The following is an 18,761-nucleotide window of genomic DNA, read 5'->3' on the forward strand; positions in this document are numbered from 1 at the left end:
CTTTTGCCCAGGACGTCCAACGAACCGCTCGGGTTGCGAAGGGTTCAAAACGGGCAAACAAAAAAGCCGCCCGGGAGCGTGTCCCGAGCGGCTTGTAATCCAAGGGAGGGAGGAACGGTTACAAAAGCGTGCGCACCGCGTTGGCGGCCAGATCAATAATGCTGTTGGGCAGCAGACCCAAGGCCAGAGTGACCAGCACCAGGACCACGGCGGCAAAACGGGTGGTCTTGTCCACGGTGAGGGCTTCGTCGGCCTGGGGAGCGTCGGAATAGGCCGAACGCACCACGCTCAGATAGTAGTAGATGGAGATGGCGGTGTTGATGGCCGCGAAGATCACCAGCAGGACATGGCCGGCCTTGTACGCGCCGGTGAGCAGGAAGAACTTGCCCATAAAGCCGACGAAAGGCGGCATACCGGCCAGGGCGAACATGCTCACGCCCAGGGTGAAGGCCAGAAGCGGCGAGCGCTTGTACAGGCCGCCCAGGTCGCTCACGGTCAGATTTTCACCGCTCTTGGACACCGCGCAGATCACCAGGAAGGCGGCTACGTTCATGAACAGATAACCGGTAATGTAGTAGAGCGCGGCGGCGTACCCGGCGGCGCCCAAAGTCACCAGACCCAACAGCACGTAGCCGGCGTGGGCGATGCCCGAAAAACCGAGCATGCGCTTGACGTCGGTCTGCACCAGGGCCACCAAATTGCCGTACAGCATGGAGCACGCGGCCAACGTGGCGAAGACCCAGATGATCGCCTCATCCTGCGGCGAGGCCAGAACGGCCACGCGCACGAGCAGGACCACGGCTGCGACCTTGGGCACGCTTGAAACGAAAGCCGAGGTCTCGTTGGCCGATCCCTGGTAGACGTCAGGCGCCCAGAAGTGCATGGGGAAGGCGGCCAACTTGAAGAAGAAGCCGGCCAGCAGCATGATCAATCCCACCGTGACGGCCGGGTTGCCGGACAGGTTGCGCACCGCCGGCACAAGAGCCGTAAAGTACGTGGTTCCGGTCAAGCCGAAGAGGTAGCTCATGCCGAAGAGCATGACCCCGGTGGCCACCGCGCCGAAGAGGATGTACTTGATCGCGGCTTCCATCTGAATGCGCAACCCGTCGCGGTCGTTGCGCATGGGCACGAGCAGATAGAGCGAGTAGGACGAGAGCTCCAAAGCGATGAACATGCTGAGCAGGTCGGCGCTGGAAACCAGCATGACCAGGCCCAGAACGCTCGTGGTCAGGAACACGAAGTATTCCGGATGAATGTCTTCGGCGATATCCTTGAGCTCGCCGCCAAAGAACATGACCGCGGCAAAACCGGCCGCGATGACCAGTTTGGCCAATTGCGAGAAGAGATCGACCTTGTAAGCGTCATAGAAAAGCGTTCCCTGTTGGGTCAGGCAGAGGCAACTCACCACAAGGGTGACCAGGGAGACGCCAAGGGCCAGATTCTTGGCATAACGCGCGGAGCCTTTGACCGCGCTCGCCAGGAACAACGCCAGCCCTCCCAATAAGAGCACAAGTTCCGGGGCAAACAACACAAGCTTCATGAGTATGGCCTTTGCGTAAGGTTCAAAGGTGTCGCCCGCAGGGGCCTACCAGGGCGCGATCCCAGCCAGGGAGAGGCCTCCCGCCTTGGCCGCCACGGTCGTCTGATTGACCAGATGGCCAACACTTGCGTGCATCACTTCGGTAAACGGCGACGCGCCAAGTCCGATCCAGAAAACGAAGAGCAGCAAGGGAGCAAGCACGACCACTTCACGCAGGCTCAGGTCCATGAGCCCGGTGTGGTCGGGGTTGTTGGTTCCGCCCCAGATCACCCGCTGCAACAAGCGCAACATATAGGCCGCGGCCAGCACCGCGCCGGGAATGGCGCAGGCGGACAGGATCTTGTTGTCCATGAAGCTGCCGGCCAGGATGAGAAACTCGCCGACGAAGCTGTTGGTGCCGGGGAAAGCCAGGGAAGACAGTGAGAAGAAGGTCAAGAAGGTCACATAGATGGGCATGAAGCGTCCGATACCTGCGGCGGTGGCCAGATCGCGGCTATGGGTGCGCTCGTAGATCATGCCCACGCAGAAGAACAACGCGCCGGTGGTGATACCGTGGTTGATCATCTGCAGGATGGCGCCTTCGATGCCGCGCTGGTTGAGCACGAAGATGCCCAGGGTGACGAAGCCCATGTGGCCCACGCTGGAGTAGGCGATGAGCTTTTTCATGTCCTGCTGGGCCAGGGCCGTGAAACCGCCGTAGATGATACCGGCGATGCTCAGCCACTGTACGAAGGGCAAAACGTCAACCGTGGCCTGGGGCGTGATGGGCAGGCAAAAGCGCAGGAAGCCGTAAGTGCCCATTTTCAGCAGAACCGAAGCCAGGATGACGCTGCCCGCGGTGGGCGCTTCGACGTGGGCGGCCGGCAGCCAGGTGTGAAACGGGAACATGGGCACCTTGATGGCGAAGGCCAGGAAGAACGCCCCGAACACGAGCAACTGGAAGTCGGACGAGTAACTCTGCCCCATGAGCGCCGGAATGCTGAAGGTGCCCTGGGAGAGGTACAGGGCGATGATGGCGACCAGAAGGAGCACCGAGCCGGCCAAGGTGTACAGGAAGAACTTCACGGAAGCGTACACCTTGCGCGGTCCGCCCCAGACCGCGATGATGAGGTACATGGGGATGAGCATGGCTTCCCACATGACGTAGAAGAGCACGAAGTCCAGCGCCGCGAACACGCCGAGCATGGAGGTTTCCATGACCAGCAGGCAGAACATGAACTCTTTGACCCGGGTCGCGATGTATTTCCACGATCCCAGCACGCAAAGCGGCATGATGAGCGTGGTCATCAGCACGAGCAGGAGCGAAATGCCGTCCAACCCGAGGGTGTAATGAATGTTGAGCGCGGGGATCCACGAAGCGTGCTCGCCGAATTGGTAGCGCGGTGTCGTGGGATCGAACATCCAGTAGAGCGGCAGGGAAATGGCCGCATTGACCAGGGTGATCACCAAGGTCCAGAGCCTCACCGCTTCATCGCCGCGCAAGGCCAGGAGCACCAGGGCGCCGACCAGGGGCAAGAAGATCAGGATGCTCAGGATGGGCAGCCCCAGATGGTTCATTATCAGGAAATCCATGGACACGTTCCTCCCTGGGATGGGCGAAGGTGAAAGACGGTCGCCGCCAGGTCTTTTCGGTCAGGCAGCATGGCCTGGCTCACACAAAGACAAGAATCATCAGGGCCAGGGCCACGACGCACGAGGCATAGACGATGTTGGTCTGCAGGCGCGGACTCTGCAGATGGCGCACGACGCCGCCTCCAGAGCGAACCGAGCGGGCGATTCCGTCCACCACCGTGTCGATGCCGTTCCAATCGAACCAGGACCAGAACCGGGCCGTGCGCATGAGGGGCTGAAGACCGCCGGTGCGGTACACTTCGCTCACAACGTCGTCGGCTTCCTGAACGGGCTTCTTGGCGAACCAGAGGAAAGCCCGACCGCCCATGCGGTAGAACCAGTCCAGATCGATGCTGATCTTGGCTTCGGGGGTCAGCTTCTTGATGAGCAGGAAGAAGCCCAGAGCGGTGAAGCCCAGAATCTGCAGCGTTTCGGTGACGTGGCTGGCCGTGTAGGGATGATAGTCCATGGCAGCCTGCTGGAAGGGCAGCATGTCATAGAGGTACGGGGTGTAACAACCGATGAAGATGCACAGGAACGAAGCAGCGGCCATGGCCCACTGCATGTTGGCCGGCGGATCGGCGGCCTTTTCCAAGGTTTCCTGGCTGCAGTTGTTCTTGCCGAACCAGATGAAGTACGGAACCTTGAGACCGGTGTGCAGGAAGGTACCGGCGGAAGCCAGGGTGAGCAGGAAGCCCGCCCAGTAGTTGTGGACTTCGAAGCCCGCCGCCACGATCATGGACTTGCTCACGAAACCGCTAAACAAGGGGAATGCGGATATCGAGAGACCGCCTATGAGGGTGAAGATGAAGGTGCGCGGCATCTTCGACCACAGACCGCCCAGTTCGGTGAACTTGCTCTTGCCGGTCATGTGCAGCACCGCTCCGCATCCCATGAAGAGCAAGCCCTTATAGAGGATGTGAGCGAAGGCGTGGGCGCAAGCGCCGTTGATGGCCAGTTCCGTTCCGATACCCACGCCGGCCACCATGTAACCGACCTGGCTGATGATGTGGTAGGCAAGCAGCCGTCTGCAGTCGTTTTCAAGCACCGCGTACACGACGCCGTAGAGCGCCATGATAACGCCCAGGGGCACCAGGATCTCCATGCCGGCGAATCCCCGGGCCAGGGCGTAGACCGCAGTCTTGGTGGTGAAGGCGCACATGAACACCGCGCCGCTCACCGTGGCTTCGCCGTAGGCGTCGGGCAGCCAGGCGTGCAGGGGCGGAACAGCGGCGTTCAGGATGAAGCCGGCCATGATGAGCCAAGTGTAGAGGTGCGGATCATCGACGCCGATGGGGCCGAAGGACAGGTCTCCGCCGGTGGCCTGGTAGCGCAGCACCAGCCCCGCCAGGAGCAGAAGCCCGCCGAAGGTATGCACCAGCAGGTACCGGTAGCCCGAGGCGAGGGACTCCTTGCGGCCGCGGAACCAGACCAGGAACACGGACGAGAAGGCCATCAACTCCCAGAAGAGAAAGAGCACCAGGTAGTCGCCGCAGAAGATGACACCCAACGACCCCGAGACGTATGTCCAGGCGGCCATGTGTTGGTAGTCGTCCTCCACATGCAGGCCGTAGACCGTACCGATGATGCACATGAGCGTCATGATGTAGGCGAACACCATGGACAGTCTGTCGACCCTGCCGAAGGTGAGGGACCAGTCCATGAATTTGCTCACGCCGTAGACGCCGTAGTTGCCCTGCATGGTGAGCACGTCGAGAAAGGCCAGGACAGGCACAGCCACCAGATACCACCGCCTGTACTGCCTGGGGACAACGGGCAAGATTATGGCCCCCAGAAGCAGTATGAGCGAGGGATGCAGCCAAAAATCACCGATCATAGTAGTCCTCGCGGGTCATGATGCCCAGGTGGCCGAACCACTTGGAAACGATAATGATTAAGACGCAGGCCACGAAGCCATACACGGCCCAGAAACCGGGAATGGTTTCAATGGAGGTATGGGCGTGGCCCTTGTCCACGAAGAGGGCGTCCCAGATCACCAGAAGCGCCAGCCCCGCCAGGCAGAGCCAGGTCACGACCCGTAAATGGTCGCGCAGGAATTGGATAAAACGAACGATCATCCCGTCACCGCCTTGACGAAGGTCATGAAGAAATCAGGACATATGCCGATGATCACCGAAATGGTGGCCGCAATCAGAATGGGAACGACCATGGCCATGGGCGCTTCGCGAACGCCTTCATAGACCTCGCCCTCCGGACGCTTGCCGAAGAAGGCCTTGAAGGTGACCGGAGCGAAGTAGGCCACGTTGAGAAGCGTACTGGCCAGGAGCACGACAAGGATGCCGATGGAATGGGCCGGCATCTCCATGGCCCCGACGAGCAGCTTCCACTTGGTGACGAAGCCTGCCACCGGAGGAGCGCCGATCATGCTGAGCGACGCCACGGCGAAGGCCGCGAAGGTGAAGGGCATGGTGCGCCCGAGTCCGCCCATCTCGGAGATGGACTTCTTGTGCGTGGCCACGTAAATCGCGCCGGCGCAGAAGAACAGTGTGATCTTGGAGAAGGCGTGGTTGGCTATGTGCACCAATCCGCCCTGGATGCCGTCCGGGGTGAGCAGGGCCACGCCCAGGATGATGTAGGAGAGCTGACTCACTGTGGAGTAGGCCAGCCGGGCTTTCAGGTTGTCCTTGGACAGCGCGATGATTGAAGCCGTGAGGATGGTGAACGAGACGAAGTAGGCGGTCGGCACCCCCAGGTTGAGGGCGCTCATGGTATCCACACCGAAGATGTAGAGCATGACGCGGGTGGTGCAGAACACGCCGACCTTAACAACGGCCACCGCGTGCAGCAACGCGGAGACAGGTGTGGGAGCCACCATGGCGCTCGGCAGCCAGTTGTGGAACGGCATCACACCGTTTTTGGCGAAGCCGAACAGGCAGCAGATGTACAATACGGTCACCAACGCGGCGTTGGTCTCGGGCGAGAAGACACCCTTGTGGATGTCGTGGGCGAAGTCGAGAGACCCCGTCAGCACGTAGATGAGAATCATCGCCGGCAGCACCAGGCCTTTGGCGGTGGTCGTCAGGTAGACGATGTACTTCTTACCGCCTTCGTAGCCTTCCTCGTCCTGATGGTGGGCGACCAAGGGGTAGGTGCAGATGCTCACGATCTCGTAAAAGAGATACATGGTGAGCAGGTTGTCGGAAAACGCCACGCCGATGGCGCCGAACAAAGCCAGAGCGAAGCAGGCGTTGAAACGGGTCTGAGCATGTTCGTGCAGGCCCCTCATGTATCCTGCGGAATAAAACACCGCGATGATCCAGAGGAACGAGGCGGCCATGGCGAACACCATGCTGAAAGCGTCGACGCGAAAGGACACGCCGAGCCCCGGCAGGATGGTGAACACCTTGCAGGTAATGAGTTTGCCCTCGCCCAGGGGAGCGGGAGCCACGATGCCGATCATCGAGGCGATGATGCCGAACATGGTCAGGGCGGCAACGAAAGACCAGGTTTCCCTGACGTTCGGTTTGCGGCCGTTGAGCATCACCAGGATCGCCCCGACGAGGGCGGTCAGCACGGCCAGCAGAGGACGGACGGATTCAATACTTTCCATGAGCCTAGGTCCTTGGTCGCCCTACCCGCCGAGTTGAGCGGGGTCTTGGGTGTCTATCGACTTGTAGTTGCGGTACACGGCGATAATGATGGAAAGAGCGATAGCCGTTTCCGCCGCAGCTATGGCCATGACGAACAGGGTGAAGATGTACCCCGTTGAGGGGTCCGGAGCCAGAAACCGGCTGAAGGCCATGAAGTTGAGCGAACCTCCGCTCAGGATGAGCTCCACCGAGATGAGCATGCCGATGAAGGTCCTTCTGCGGACAACGCCCCAAAGCCCCATGGCGAACAGCAGCGCGCCGATGAGCAGGTAGACCCCGAGTTCGTTTGGCAGCGAAAGCAGGCTCATGACTTGCTCCTCCCTTCCCTGGCCAGCACAAGGCTGCCGATGATGGCCACCAGGAGCACCAGGGAGATGAGTTCAAAACTGAAGCCGTTGGTGGTGAGCAGCGACTGGCCGATACGCTCCACGCTGCCGTTTCCATCACCCGGGATGGGCTTCCAGTCCGTGGAAAGGGCCAGCGCGGCCAAGGCCAGGTAGGTTCCCGCGCAGGCCACCGCACCGAGCAGGCGAATGGCGCCGGAAACCGAGCGCGGCGGTTCGTCGGGATCGGCCAGCATGACCGCGAACACGATGGTCACGCACACGGCCCCTACGTAGATGAGCAGTTGCATCATGGCTATGAAGGGGCTGCCGAGATAGTAGTAGAGCCCGGCCACGCCCACGAAGCACAGGGCCAGACCGGCGACGCTACGCACCAGTTGGCGGGCCTGGGTGGCGACAACGGCGCCGCCGAGAGTGGCCGCGACAAAGCCCAGAAAAGCCAGGCCTGCCAGCCCCTCGGCCGAAAACAAAGATGGGGTCATGACTGTTTCGCCTCCAGACGCTTGAGCAGGTCGTACTGGAAATCTCCGCGGGAGAATCCGGCCAGGTTGTATTCTTTCGAGAAGTCAATGGCGCTGGTGGGACAGTTTTCAATACACTGTCCGCACAGGCTGCATTTGGTGAAATCGAGCAGATACCCGGTCAGCTCTTTACGCTTCGAGCCTTCCTTGCGCTCGCCGACCAGGGTGATGCACCCGGACGGACAGTTGCGCTGACACATGCCGCAAAAGATGCACTTGTGTCCGCCGCCCTTGCGCTCCTCGCCCACGAGCTCGATGTGCCCACGGTAACGAGGGGTCATGGTCAGCGATTCATAGGGGTAACGCAGCGTAACCACAGGTTGAAAGCAATAGCGCAAGGTTATGGCCATGCCCACGAAGAGGCTCCAGGTGCCGTCGATGATCTCTTTGAAGTAGGCTTTCATGGTTAAAACACCTTGAGCAGGGCGCTAGTGAGAATCAGGTTAGCGAACGAAATGGGAATAAGAATCTTCCACGACAGGTTCAGCAGTCCGTAGAAGGTCGTGCGCGGGAAGGTCCAACGTATCCAGATAACCGTGAAGATGATCAAGTACAGTTTGATAAGGAACCAGTGCAATCCGGGGAACAGACCGAAGGGGCAGTTCCACCCGCCGAGGAAAAGCACCGTGGCCAAGCTCGAACCGGCGAGGACGTTGGAGTATTCTCCCATGAAGAACACGCCGAAGCCCATGCCCGGATATTCGGTGAAGGCGCCGGCGATCAATTCGCTCTCGGCTTCGGTCATGTCGAAGGGAGCGCGGTTGGTTTCAGCCAGCATGCACACGAAGTAGATGAGAAAGGCCACTGGCATGAGCGGGCTCGCGGACAAACGGAAGATGTTCCAGTTCCAGAATCCGCCGTCCTGCGCGGCCACCATGTCGGTCAGGTTCATGGTACCCGTGACCATGACCAGGGTGACCACAACCACGAGCATGGGAATTTCGTAGGCCACGTTTTGCGACACGACACGCGCCGAAGAGATGATAGCATACTTGTTGCGCGAACCCCACGCACCGAGCAGAAGTCCCAGCACGTTCACCGAACCAAAGGCGAAAATGGCCAGGAGCCCCAGGTCCATGCTGCGCGGGACGAGCACCGCAGTGTAAGGGATGGTCACATACACCATGAGCGCGGGGGTCATGACGAGGACCGGGGCCATCATGAACAGCAGTTTGTCGGCCCCATCGGGTATAATGAGTTGTTTGGCCATCAGCTTCACGCCGTCGGCCACGGGTTGCAAGAGGCCGTACGGTCCGACTTCCTTTGGACCGATGCGGCGCTGGATGTGACCGGCCTCCTTGCGTTCAAGCCAGACCAGATAGGCGGCGTTGAATGCCACGAAGGCGATGATGCCCACCAGAAATCCCAGCAGGCGTAACACTTCGAACCAGCTACTCATGGCGGAAACTCCTCACCTGTCTATCTCGGGAATGACCAGGTCCAGGCTGCCCATGAAGGCGATGGCGTCGGGCAGCAGCATCCCCTCGGCCACCTCGCCAAAGACCAGGAAGTTGGACAAACTCGGCGAACGCAGTTTGAGCCGGTAGGGCTGGGTCGAACCATCGCTCACCAAACGCACGCCGAAGGCTCCGCGCGCGGCCTCGACCGCACAATACGTGTCTCCCTTGGGAGGCTTGATGGACTTGGGCGCCTTGGACCCAAGGTCCACCGGCCCGTCCGGCAACTTTGCCAGGGCCTGCTCGATGATGCGCAGGCTCTGGAGAATCTCGTCCATACGCACCATGTAGCGGGCCATGGAATCGCCCTCAGGGTATGTCGGAATATCGAAGTCGAATTCCGGATACACCGAGTAGGGTTCGTGGCGGCGCACGTCGTAGGGAATGCCCGCGCCCCTGGCCACAGGGCCGGTGGCTCCGTACTTGCGGCACATTTCGGCGTCCACGAAACCTATGCCGACCAGTCGCTTCATCAGAATGATGTTCTTGGTCACCAGGTCATGGTACATCGGCATGCGTTTGCGCATGCGTTCGATGAAGGCCCGGGTTCCGGTGATGAAGTCCTCGTCGATGTCGTTGTAGACGCCGCCGAAGCGGAAGTAGCAGTAGGTCAGGCGCGAACCGGTGACCGATTCGAGCAGATCCAGGACCTGTTCGCGATCATCGAAGGCGTACAGCAGGGGGGAGAAGCCTCCCAGGTCGAGGACGAAGGCTCCGAACCAAAGCAGGTGGCTGGTGATTCGGTTGAGTTCGGTAGTGATGACACGGATGTATTCGGCGCGTTCCGGCACTTCGAGGCCGAGGGCCTTTTCAACCGTGCAGACGTAACCGTGGTTGTAGGCCAAGGCGTGCAGGTAGTCCAAACGCCCCATGTTGGGCAGATACTGGGCATACGTGCGATTTTCCGCCATTTTCTCGTGCATGCGGTGAATGTAACCGAGCACGGGCTCCGCAATGACGATATATTCCCCGTCCATGACCATCTTGACCCGAAGCACGCCGTGCGTGGACGGATGCTGAGGTCCCAGGTTGAGGACGAAGGTTTCTTTGTCTGAACTTTGAGCGGGACGAATCATGACTTGAAATCCTTGCGCAGAGGATGAAAATCGGCGTCCTCGGGCAAGAACAGAGGCACCAGATAGGGATGCCCCTCGAACTTGACCCCGAAGAATTCGTGGGTCTCGCGTTCGTGCCAATGGGCCACAGGATAGATCTCGGAAATGGTGGGCACCCGGGCTTTATCACGCGGAGTGCGCGCGCGGACGACCACGCGAAGCGGGCTATCGTAGCGGTTGAAGTCGTAGACGACTTCGATGTCGTCGGGGGGGAGATCGGCGGGGGGAGTGGCGTCATCCTTGGCGGCTTTGGCCGGTTTGGGGGCGGGTTTGCCTTCGGCTTCGGCGGCTTTGGCGGCCTTGTCGGCTTCGGCTTTGGCCGCGGCGGCTTTTTCTTCACGCCATTTGGCCACGTTTTCGCCGAACCAGTCCACGCCGGTTATGGTTTCCAGGAAAAAGCCCAGCTTATCAAGCAGGGCCACGCACGCGACAAGTTTGTTCGGGCTCACCCGCACGTCCAGGGCGTATCCCTTGGCGGACGGTTCGCACCGGGTCAGGGCTTCGGGGCTCTGGTCGGCCAGGGCCTGTTCCACCGCTTCGATGTTCATGGTTTAGGCCTCCACCCTGGGCCACCGGCGGGTTCCGGTGAGTTTTTCCTCCAAGAGGAGAATCCCCTCGATGAGCGCCTCGGGGCGAGGCGGACAGCCGGGGATGTAGACGTCCACAGGAAAGAGCTTGTCGGCTCCTTCCACGATGCCGTACTGGCCCTCGAAAACGAACGGCCCGCCGGAGATAGCGCAGTTGCCCATGGCAATGACCCATTTGGGCTCGGGCATCTGGTCGTAGAGGATCTGCACGGCCGGCGCCATCTTCTTGCTGATGGTGCCGGCTACGATCATCACGTCGGCCTGCCTGGGCGAGGGGCGAAACACTTCGGCCCCGAACCGGGCCAAGTCAAACCGGGCCGCGCCCGTGGCCATCATTTCGATGGCGCAGCAGGCCAAGCCGAAGGTCATGGGCCATAGCGAGTTCGCTCGGCACAGATCGAGAAGCTGGCTGAGCTTTGCGAACTGCACTAAAGGTTCTTGATGCTCTTTCGTTCCCACGTGAAGACTCCCTTTTTCCAGGCGTAAACGATGATGAGGGACAAGATTCCCACAAAAAGCACAATTTCAAGAAAGCCTTGCAATCCGCCGATCACGCCTGGCTTGTTGTAAACCAGCGCCGCCGGAAACAAGAACAAAATGTCCACGGCGAAGGCCACGAACATCAGGGCATAGAGGTAGTATACGGCGGCGAACTTGATCCAGGCATCGCCTATGGGATCCATGCCGCATTCGATGAGTTGTGTGGTTTTTTGTACGGTGTTGCGCGTCTTACGCGGCGCGACAAGGTAGACTACAAGAAACGGCCCTATGGCGAATCCTAGGCCGCCTAGCATAAATGCCAGGATGTACAACAGATCCAACGTCGAACGGTCGTCCACAGCGATTGCTCCTTTGTCGTCGAGAAAGGTGTTTTTTTGCGCGAAAAAACAGGCAGGCGTCCAGGCCATCGGTACTGGACGCCTTTGGGAGATATTGGCGGAAATCCAAGACCGGTCGTCCCGAACACACAGCACCAAAGACGCGCCCAACCGACGCGCCGCCGCGAAGCGGCTCGCTCGGCTCCGCACGCCCGCGGAGCCCCCTGCCGGTTCGAAAACCGACAACACCCAATCTTTAAGTAGTTGCGAACCGGCCCCGCCTGACATGTTGTTCGGTAAAAACCGACTCTATCGTCAAGGCACGCCACAATCCGCTGACACTTCCCGACTCGAAGGAGTTGCGCCCCTAGTCCGTCAGCCTACGCGAGGACTGGCCGCGCAAACATCTAGCGCGAATATTTAGCCATTCGGTTGCCCTACCTAGCCTGGGCAAATTTTTCTGTCAACTTATGTGAAAATAATCCCAATAACTTTTCCACCAGCAATTCGTCGCTATTAACGACTGTTACCGCATCCTGAACCACTGCGAAAAAATATCGAACGAAATGCCGTCCGTAAAGCCGTGACTCGGCGTTCCGACAACTCTTTGAAATACCATGTTTCTCTACCTGAGAACACGGAGCGCCATTTCCGACCTTTTCCGTAGGATCAACACCATTTGCGCCCTGTTGCCACCCCGCCCCTCCGTCGCGTCGCAAGAGCCCCCAAGCACCCTCTGCCCGCCTGATCCGGTAGGAAATTCCCGTTGTGCTTGTGATCGATCGAACAAGAGCCCTGCCCCTCCTCCGCGTGTCCCCTTGCGCCAGGAAAGAACGGCGCCTTGCGAAAAGAGTCGCACCTGGACGCCAACGATACGCCACATCGACATCCGGTGCGACTCTTCAACAGACACAACGCCGCATCGGTGAAGTACCTGCGCCCCCTTGATACAGGGGATTCTCGTAATCCGTTCGTAAAACACGCGCGTATTCTTTCTTCAGGAGTCATCACGCGTCTATGGAACCGTACACCAGAAGCTTTACGGTGTATTAGATATTCCATCAGCCAAAAAACGCGTTGCAAGGCCAAAGCATGTCCTGAATTCGACTAATCGCATCATGCCTCATTTGGATGCGATGGTTTGGAGACAGGCCCTAGAATCCCAAATCCTGATTGACCAAGACAACGGTAATGCGCTCCCGCACGGCGGATTTCTTCGTTATGACCCAGGTGTTGCAAATGCGCTCAGGCGAATTGCAATCTTCGCAACGCAGGGTCTTGGCGCAAGGGGTCTTGCGCGCGAGCCGCATGGCGTTGACCGGCGCGGCCAGTTCGCGCACACGCTCCATGGCGTCGTATTCGTCAGAGCAAAGTTTGTTGCGGCCGACCACCACAATGACCTTTTTGGGGCCGAAGGTGAGCGCAGCCACCCGGTTGCCTGTGCCGTCGAGATTCACCAGGGTCCCCTGCTCCGTGACCGCGTTGGTTCCCATAAGGAAGAGGTCGACCAACAGGGCCTTGCGGCGCAGTTCGATCATCTCGGCCGGAGGAATCGTTTTATCATTGGTATCGAGCACTTCGAGTCCGGGCAGGGTTTTGACCCCGGCATAGATCCCGGTATCGGCCAGGGTCATGGATCCCCCGAAAGCCGCCGACTTGGCCCCACTTTGAGGGATAAGCGTTCCAAGCACCAATTCCTTGGCCTGTTCCGAATCTTCGACCACATGGACCGCGAAGTTGTTTTTTCGAAGGGCCACGGCGGCCTGCTCCAGGCGGCCAAGATAGTATTTTTCCAATGGTGTCTGCATGATGGCTTCCTTTGTTGACAGAAGATTGTCACGGCTTTACCACTTCATCCCAATACCTTCGTCGCACAAGCCTGTCCAGCGTCGCCCCGCCGGTTTCGACTTGACCGGAGCCCGGTCTCGCTGTATCAAGCCAAGTTCCTTAATCACGAGATTACACGATTGGAGACTATGCATGAGCAAAAGGACATATCAGCCCCACAAGACCCGTCGCAATCGCACCCACGGGTTTCTGACCCGCTCGAAGACCAAAACCGGCAAGGCCATCATCCGCCGCCGCCGGGCAAAGGGACGCAAACGCCTGGGAGTTTAGGTTTTCCCCGCGCCTTTCGCCTGCTTCGCCGCGCGGACTTTCTGGCTTGTTACGATCACGGTCGCCGCTACCACGGCAAACGTTTTCTTTTGTTCGTGGCGCGGATTCCGGGTCGAACGCATTGGCGTATGGGCTCGGCGGTCACCAAAAAGACTGGCCGGGCTCACGATCGCAACCGGGTGAAACGGCTCTTGAGGGAATTTTTCCGGCTCCACCGCCAGGACGTCCCAGGCGGCGTCGATATTGTTGCCGTTCCAAAAAAGAATCTTGCGCCACACGGTCTGACGCTTGAGATCGTCACCAGAGATCTCGAGCCTCTGCTCTCCAGGATTCAGGCCGATCTGGAACGCTCAAGCCGCCAGGACGTCCCCCAGGAGGAACCCTGAACCAAGCGGTTCCGTCCCGGACGACGCGCGCACACCCGCGCGTCGCCCGAATATCGGCCGTTGTGTGGAGCCTCACGGCCGCATGGCCCTTTGCGCCGGACTTCGCGTCCGGCTTCAGGATACTATGCAAAGGTTGATTCTGGGGCTCATCGCCGTCTATCAGTACTGCCTGTCGCCTTTGTTGACAGGTTGCTGTCGTTTTACGCCCTCCTGTTCCGAATATACCAAGGAAGCCGTCACTCGCTTCGGTCCACTGAAGGGAACCGTGCTCGGTCTCTGGCGCATTCTACGCTGCCAACCACTGTGCAGGGGAGGCTTCGACCCCGTTCCGGAAACCTTGAACTGGCGCAAAATCTTCGTGCGCCGTGCGGGTGTCGCCGCAAAATAGGACGTTTTCATGGAAAGCAACAAACGCCTTCTTCTGGCCATCGCCCTGAGCGTGGTCGTTCTTGTCGGCTGGCACTTTCTTTTCCCTCCCCTCGGCGCCCAGAACAAAGCCAACGACCCCTCTCAGCAAAGCCAAGCCCAGCAGAACGCGCAGCCCGCCAAATCCCAGGCCAAGCCCGACGCCAACATGGCCGCCGCCGAGCCGTTGGCCGGCGTGCCCATAACCGTCACCACGCCCATGTACAAGGCGGTCATCAACAGTTCCGGCGCGGTCTTCGAACAATTTTCCCTTACCCACTATAAACAGTCCATGGCCGCCGACTCGCCCAACATGAACCTCATCACCCAACAGGCCCTTTCCAAGGCGCCTCTGGGACTCATCGTGGACGGCAAGGCCTCCTGGCGCGACGCCACCTGGACCACGGACGCCAAAGACACCGCCCTCTCCTCCGGCCAAAGCGTCACGCTGACCTTCACGGGTCAACTCGGCCAGATCACCATCGTGCGCAAGCTGACCTTCCACGCGGACACCTACATCATCGACGAGACCGTGCGCCTTTCCTCCCCCACTCCGACCACGGCCAAGGTGGCCTTCACCCTGGCCTCCACAACACTCACCTCCCACGAGGACAAGTACAACACCACTCGCGCCGCCTACCTGGAAGGCAAAAGCCTCGAAACCATCACCGATCCCGACAAGATCAAGGACGGCAAGGTGATTCCTTCCGGCGGAAAATGGGCCGCGGTGGAAAGCAACTACTTTATCGTGGCGGTGCTGCCCGGAGCCGAATGCGCTCTCAAGTTTCAGTATGTGGACGATGTCTATCGGCTTGCGGCCGAACGGGACGGCATCTCCGTCACCCCTGAAGGCACCGAGACGGCTTCCGCGTATTACCTTGGCCCCAAGACCCGCGAATCGCTTTCCCTGGCCCCGGACAACCTCAAGGCCGCGCTGGATTACGGCTGGTTCCACGTTGTGGCCGAAGTTCTGCTCTGGCTGTTGCATTACCTCTACGGCTACGTGCACAACTACGGCGTGGCCATCATTATCCTGACGGTCATCATCAAGGGTCTGTTCTGGCCGCTTTCCCAAAAAAGCTACAAGTCCATGGAAAAGATGCGCAAGCTCCAGCCCATGATGGCGGCCATCCGCGAAAAGTACGGCGACGACCGCAACAAGATGAACGAAGAGCTCATGCAGCTCTACAAGACCTACAAGGTCAATCCGGCCGGCGGCTGTCTGCCCATGCTCGTGCAGTTGCCGGTGTTCTTCGGCCTGTACCAGGCCCTGCTCAACGCCATCGAGCTGCGTCACGCCTCGTTCATCACCTACCTTCCGTTCACCCATCACATCTGGTTGGCGGACCTTTCCGCCAAAGACCCCTACTACATCACCCCGCTGGTTATGGGCGCCACCATGTTCCTCCAGCAGAAGATGACTCCGGCCCCTGGCGACCCCACGCAGGCCAAGATCATGATGTTCATGCCCGTCATCTTCACGTTTATGTTCCTCAATTTCCCTTCCGGTCTGGTGATCTACTGGTTGGTGAACAACGTTTTGTCCATCGCCCAGCAGTGGCTGCTCATGCGTAGCGGCAAGACCCCGGCCGCGCCCAAAGCCTAAGGAACGACCATGAGCGATTTCACCATCTTCACGGGGAAAACCGTTGACGACGCCATACAGGAGGCCTGCAAATTTTTCACGACGGAGCGTGAAAAGCTTGAAGTGGAGATCATAACCGGCGGCTCCACCGGCATTTTTGGTCTGGTGGGCAAGAAAAAAGCCCAAGTCAAGGCCAGGCGTCGCCAGGACCCTTCGAAACTGCTTGAAGAATCCAGAAAGGCCGCGGCCGAATCCGCCAAGGAGCTCACCGCCCCGGAAAAGCCGCAGCCCAAAAAGGAAGAGGAAAAATCCGCCGATTCCCCCAAGGCCAAAAGCGCCCCAGCCCCCCGCGAAAACGCCCAGCCCAAAAGCCGGGAAAACCGCGAGGCCAAACCCCACCGGGAACCACGCCCCCCGCGCGAAACCAAGGAGCGCAAGGGCGGGACTTCCGGCAAGGAATCGCGCGAGCCCAAGGAGCCCAGGGAAGCCAAACCGGCGCGCGAACCGAAGCCCAAAGGTCCGTCCAAGCCCAGGCGGGAACAGCCCGCTCCGCGGCGTAACCCGGAAGAAGCCGGCGGCGATTCCGCGGAAACATTCGACGAGCCGTTGCCCCTCTACGAAGACAAAACCCCTGCCTCGCAGGAGCTTCTGGATCTCTGCCGGGAAGTGTTGGCCAGGCTGCTCGCGCCCATCCTGGAACAGGAACCGGGCATGACCGTGGAAGGCAGCGTGGGCCGGGTCAGCGTCATCGTGCAGGACGAGGAGCATTCCGGCCTGCTCATCGGCCGTGAAGGCCAAACCCTGGCCGCCTTGCAGTATCTCGCCAACCGCATTCTGGCCCGAAAGTGGCCCACCCCCGTGAGGCTGCAGATCAACACCGGCGACTACCGCGAAAAACAGGACGAAAACCTGCGCAAGATGGCCCTCTACCTGGCCGACAAGGCCAAAAACCAGGGGCGGGCGCAAAGCACCAAGCCCTTGAGTTCGTACCATCGCCGCGTCGTGCACATGGCCTTGCAGGCCGACGACGCCATCACCACGCGCAGCAAGGGCGACGGCCCCATGAAGCGAGTGATCATTCTGCCCAAGCGGAGCAAGCCGGCCGGGAAAAACGGCGAGACCCAGCCTCGAACCGCCGAAACTCTCCCCATGGATCAGACTCCCCCCCCGGCCGCTGACCAATCCCCCACCGAGGAGGTCCAAGCGTCGCCGCCGGAGCCGATATCCGCTCCCAACCAACCCGTGCCGGAATAATTTCCACGGGTCGATCACAATATCAAAAAGGCCGACGCTTCTTCCCGAAGCGTCGGCCTTTTCGCGTGGTCCGGGGCGCAGGCCCCTAGAACCGAAGACTTATCCCTTAATCTTGGCCAGGCGGATCACCACCGTGTTCTCCCGCTTTTCAATGACCGGCGCGGGATATCGTTGCAACTCGGTGTTCTTGAAATCCAACACCAAGCGCAGCTTGTCCGGATGCAAGCCCAAACGGACCTGTTCCACAAGCTCGCCATGCACCTCCTGGGTCATGGCGGTTGCGACGCGCCAAGCGCCGCCCAGATCGAACACCATGCGGGCCGGATTGGGAGTGGCGAAATGTGAAATATTGTCCACAGGGGCGTCGCACTGCAAGGTTAAGAGAAACTCATTGGCGTTCTCTTCCGCCTTGAGGGCCACAAGTTTGTTCGCCGGGACCGAGGCGGCCTCGCGCCGGGCTTCACGCTTCTGGGGCTGGGCTTGTCCGGACGCCTCCTCGGCTGGCGCGCCGGTCTGGACCTTCGCCGCGGCTTCCGCCTTGGCTTTCGCCCGCGCCTCGGCGCGTTCCTTGGCCGCAGCCTTGGCCTTTTCCGCCTTGGCCTCGGCTTCGGCCTTGGCCTGGGCCTTGGCTTCAGCCTTGCGTTGCGCTTCGGCTTGGGCCTTGGCCGCCTTCTCCTCAGCCGCAGCTTTGGCCTTGGCCGCCCTTTCTTCAGCCGCGGCCTTGGCCTTTTCCGCCGCCGCGGCCTTGGCCTTGGCCCGCGCTTCGGCCCGAGCCTGGGCCTTGGTCAAAGGCTTTTCCGGAACCACCTGCTCGGCGGCGGCCGGCTGCGGGGCCTGTTCGCCCTGGGCAGGCTGGACCGCGCCCTGGCCGGCGTCCTGGGCCTGGACCTGGGACTGTCCGGCTTCGGCGGCAGGGGCTTGGGCGACAGCGGTCGGGGCCTCGCCCTTGTTGGCGTTGTCGGTCGGAGTCGGCGTCGTGCCCGTGGCGGAAGGCGACGAGGCCGGGCCCGCGGCTGAAGCGGGCTGTTCGGCGGAAGCGGCCGGCTGCTCGGGGGCGGCCTGTTGGGTCGCGCCGGCGCCCTGGGCCGTCTGAGCGCCTTCGGCGGGTTTGCCCGCGCCCTCCGTCGAGTTCTTGAAGGGCGAAGCCACGTTGAAATCCCTGCCGGGCATGGCGCTGGGGGTTTCCGGCGCGGGGGAGGTGGTGGTCGCCTCCTGGCGGGGCGGTTCCGGTTTGACCTGCCGGTCCTCATGCGAACCGCGCAAGAAATAGATGTTCAATCCCGCACCCACGGCAAGCGCCACCGCCACGATCACCGCCCGAAGCAGAAAGGGACTCTTCTTGTTGTCAGTCATTGCGCATCGATCCCGTGTTAAGGTGGTTGGCGGCGCCGTCGCTTTTTGAAACGAAC

Annotated in this window: 20 protein-coding genes; 5 read left to right on the top strand and 15 right to left on the bottom strand. The window is 60.4% G+C overall.

The window, feature by feature from the left end:
• Positions 1 to 118: 118 nt before the first annotated feature.
• The 14 genes from ACYQ01_RS04125 to ACYQ01_RS04190 all read right to left on the bottom strand — a co-directional run bounded on the left by ACYQ01_RS04125 (position 119) and on the right by ACYQ01_RS04190 (position 13,412).
• Positions 119 to 1,540 (bottom strand): NADH-quinone oxidoreductase subunit N, encoded by a 1,422-nt coding sequence (locus tag ACYQ01_RS04125; RefSeq protein WP_459932563.1) that lies wholly within the window; start codon positions 1,538 to 1,540, stop codon positions 119 to 121.
• Positions 1,541 to 1,585: 45 nt separating this feature from the next.
• Positions 1,586 to 3,112 (bottom strand): NADH-quinone oxidoreductase subunit M, encoded by a 1,527-nt coding sequence (locus ACYQ01_RS04130; protein ID WP_459932564.1) that lies wholly within the window; start codon positions 3,110 to 3,112, stop codon positions 1,586 to 1,588.
• 79 nt (positions 3,113 to 3,191) lie between these two features.
• Complete coding sequence (locus ACYQ01_RS04135) at positions 3,192 to 4,988, bottom strand: Na(+)/H(+) antiporter subunit D (RefSeq protein WP_459932565.1); 1,797 nt, start codon at positions 4,986 to 4,988, stop codon at positions 3,192 to 3,194.
• Positions 4,978 to 5,229 carry a hypothetical protein gene (locus ACYQ01_RS04140; protein ID WP_459932566.1) on the bottom strand — a complete coding sequence of 84 codons (252 nt, stop codon included), beginning with the start codon at positions 5,227 to 5,229 and terminating at the stop codon, positions 4,978 to 4,980. Before ACYQ01_RS04140 ends, ACYQ01_RS04135 begins: the two co-directional genes overlap by 11 nt.
• Positions 5,226 to 6,722: a monovalent cation/H+ antiporter subunit D family protein gene (locus tag ACYQ01_RS04145; RefSeq protein WP_459932567.1), complete on the bottom strand. Its 1,497-nt coding sequence runs from the start codon at positions 6,720 to 6,722 to the stop codon at positions 5,226 to 5,228. Before ACYQ01_RS04145 ends, ACYQ01_RS04140 begins: the two co-directional genes overlap by 4 nt.
• A 21-nt stretch (positions 6,723 to 6,743) precedes the next feature.
• Complete coding sequence (nuoK, locus tag ACYQ01_RS04150; protein ID WP_459932568.1) at positions 6,744 to 7,070, bottom strand: NADH-quinone oxidoreductase subunit NuoK; 327 nt, start codon at positions 7,068 to 7,070, stop codon at positions 6,744 to 6,746.
• A complete protein-coding gene (locus ACYQ01_RS04155) occupies positions 7,067 to 7,588 on the bottom strand; it encodes an NADH-quinone oxidoreductase subunit J family protein (RefSeq protein WP_459932569.1) in 522 nt (173 codons plus the stop codon). The genes nuoK and ACYQ01_RS04155 overlap by 4 nt, the downstream gene beginning before the upstream one ends.
• Positions 7,585 to 8,031 (bottom strand): NuoI/complex I 23 kDa subunit family protein, encoded by a 447-nt coding sequence (locus ACYQ01_RS04160; protein ID WP_459932570.1) that lies wholly within the window; start codon positions 8,029 to 8,031, stop codon positions 7,585 to 7,587. The genes ACYQ01_RS04155 and ACYQ01_RS04160 overlap by 4 nt, the downstream gene beginning before the upstream one ends.
• A 2-nt stretch (positions 8,032 to 8,033) precedes the next feature.
• The gene (gene nuoH, locus ACYQ01_RS04165; protein ID WP_459932571.1) at positions 8,034 to 9,026 is read right to left on the bottom strand and encodes an NADH-quinone oxidoreductase subunit NuoH; all 993 of its coding nucleotides are present in this window, start codon (positions 9,024 to 9,026) and stop codon (positions 8,034 to 8,036) included.
• A gap of 12 nt (positions 9,027 to 9,038) precedes the next feature.
• Positions 9,039 to 10,160, bottom strand: coding sequence for an NADH-quinone oxidoreductase subunit D (locus ACYQ01_RS04170; RefSeq protein WP_459932572.1), 1,122 nt, complete (start codon positions 10,158 to 10,160; stop codon positions 9,039 to 9,041).
• Positions 10,157 to 10,747, bottom strand: coding sequence for an NADH-quinone oxidoreductase subunit C (locus ACYQ01_RS04175; protein ID WP_459932573.1), 591 nt, complete (start codon positions 10,745 to 10,747; stop codon positions 10,157 to 10,159). The genes ACYQ01_RS04170 and ACYQ01_RS04175 overlap by 4 nt, the downstream gene beginning before the upstream one ends.
• A 3-nt stretch (positions 10,748 to 10,750) precedes the next feature.
• Complete coding sequence (locus ACYQ01_RS04180; protein ID WP_459932574.1) at positions 10,751 to 11,215, bottom strand: NADH-quinone oxidoreductase subunit B; 465 nt, start codon at positions 11,213 to 11,215, stop codon at positions 10,751 to 10,753.
• A complete protein-coding gene (locus ACYQ01_RS04185) occupies positions 11,215 to 11,694 on the bottom strand; it encodes an NADH-quinone oxidoreductase subunit A (protein WP_459932575.1) in 480 nt (159 codons plus the stop codon). The genes ACYQ01_RS04180 and ACYQ01_RS04185 overlap by 1 nt, the downstream gene beginning before the upstream one ends.
• A gap of 1,064 nt (positions 11,695 to 12,758) precedes the next feature.
• Positions 12,759 to 13,412 (bottom strand): lactate utilization protein, encoded by a 654-nt coding sequence (locus ACYQ01_RS04190; protein ID WP_459932576.1) that lies wholly within the window; start codon positions 13,410 to 13,412, stop codon positions 12,759 to 12,761.
• Between the two features lie 172 nt (positions 13,413 to 13,584).
• Here ACYQ01_RS04190 and rpmH point away from each other — a divergent pair, with 172 nt between their 5' ends.
• The 5 genes from rpmH to ACYQ01_RS04215 all read left to right on the top strand — a co-directional run bounded on the left by rpmH (position 13,585) and on the right by ACYQ01_RS04215 (position 17,352).
• Entirely contained in the window at positions 13,585 to 13,722 is a 138-nt protein-coding gene (gene rpmH / locus ACYQ01_RS04195) for a 50S ribosomal protein L34 (RefSeq protein ID WP_459932577.1), read from the top strand.
• 41 nt (positions 13,723 to 13,763) lie between these two features.
• On the top strand, positions 13,764 to 14,108 hold the full coding sequence (gene rnpA / locus ACYQ01_RS04200; protein WP_459933883.1) for a ribonuclease P protein component: 345 nt from the start codon (positions 13,764 to 13,766) through the stop codon (positions 14,106 to 14,108).
• 82 nt (positions 14,109 to 14,190) lie between these two features.
• The gene (gene yidD / locus ACYQ01_RS04205) at positions 14,191 to 14,496 is read left to right on the top strand and encodes a membrane protein insertion efficiency factor YidD (protein WP_459932578.1); all 306 of its coding nucleotides are present in this window, start codon (positions 14,191 to 14,193) and stop codon (positions 14,494 to 14,496) included.
• A gap of 9 nt (positions 14,497 to 14,505) precedes the next feature.
• Positions 14,506 to 16,119, top strand: a complete 1,614-nt coding sequence (yidC, locus tag ACYQ01_RS04210; RefSeq protein WP_459932579.1) for a membrane protein insertase YidC — start codon at positions 14,506 to 14,508, stop codon at positions 16,117 to 16,119.
• Between the two features lie 9 nt (positions 16,120 to 16,128).
• Positions 16,129 to 17,352: a Jag family protein gene (locus ACYQ01_RS04215; protein ID WP_459932580.1), complete on the top strand. Its 1,224-nt coding sequence runs from the start codon at positions 16,129 to 16,131 to the stop codon at positions 17,350 to 17,352.
• A gap of 99 nt (positions 17,353 to 17,451) precedes the next feature.
• Here ACYQ01_RS04215 and ACYQ01_RS04220 read toward each other — a convergent pair whose 3' ends face one another.
• Entirely contained in the window at positions 17,452 to 18,705 is a 1,254-nt protein-coding gene (locus ACYQ01_RS04220; RefSeq protein ID WP_459932581.1) for an AMIN domain-containing protein, read from the bottom strand.
• Positions 18,706 to 18,761 lie beyond the last annotated feature (56 nt).

The organism is Fundidesulfovibrio butyratiphilus (assembly GCF_054657235.1).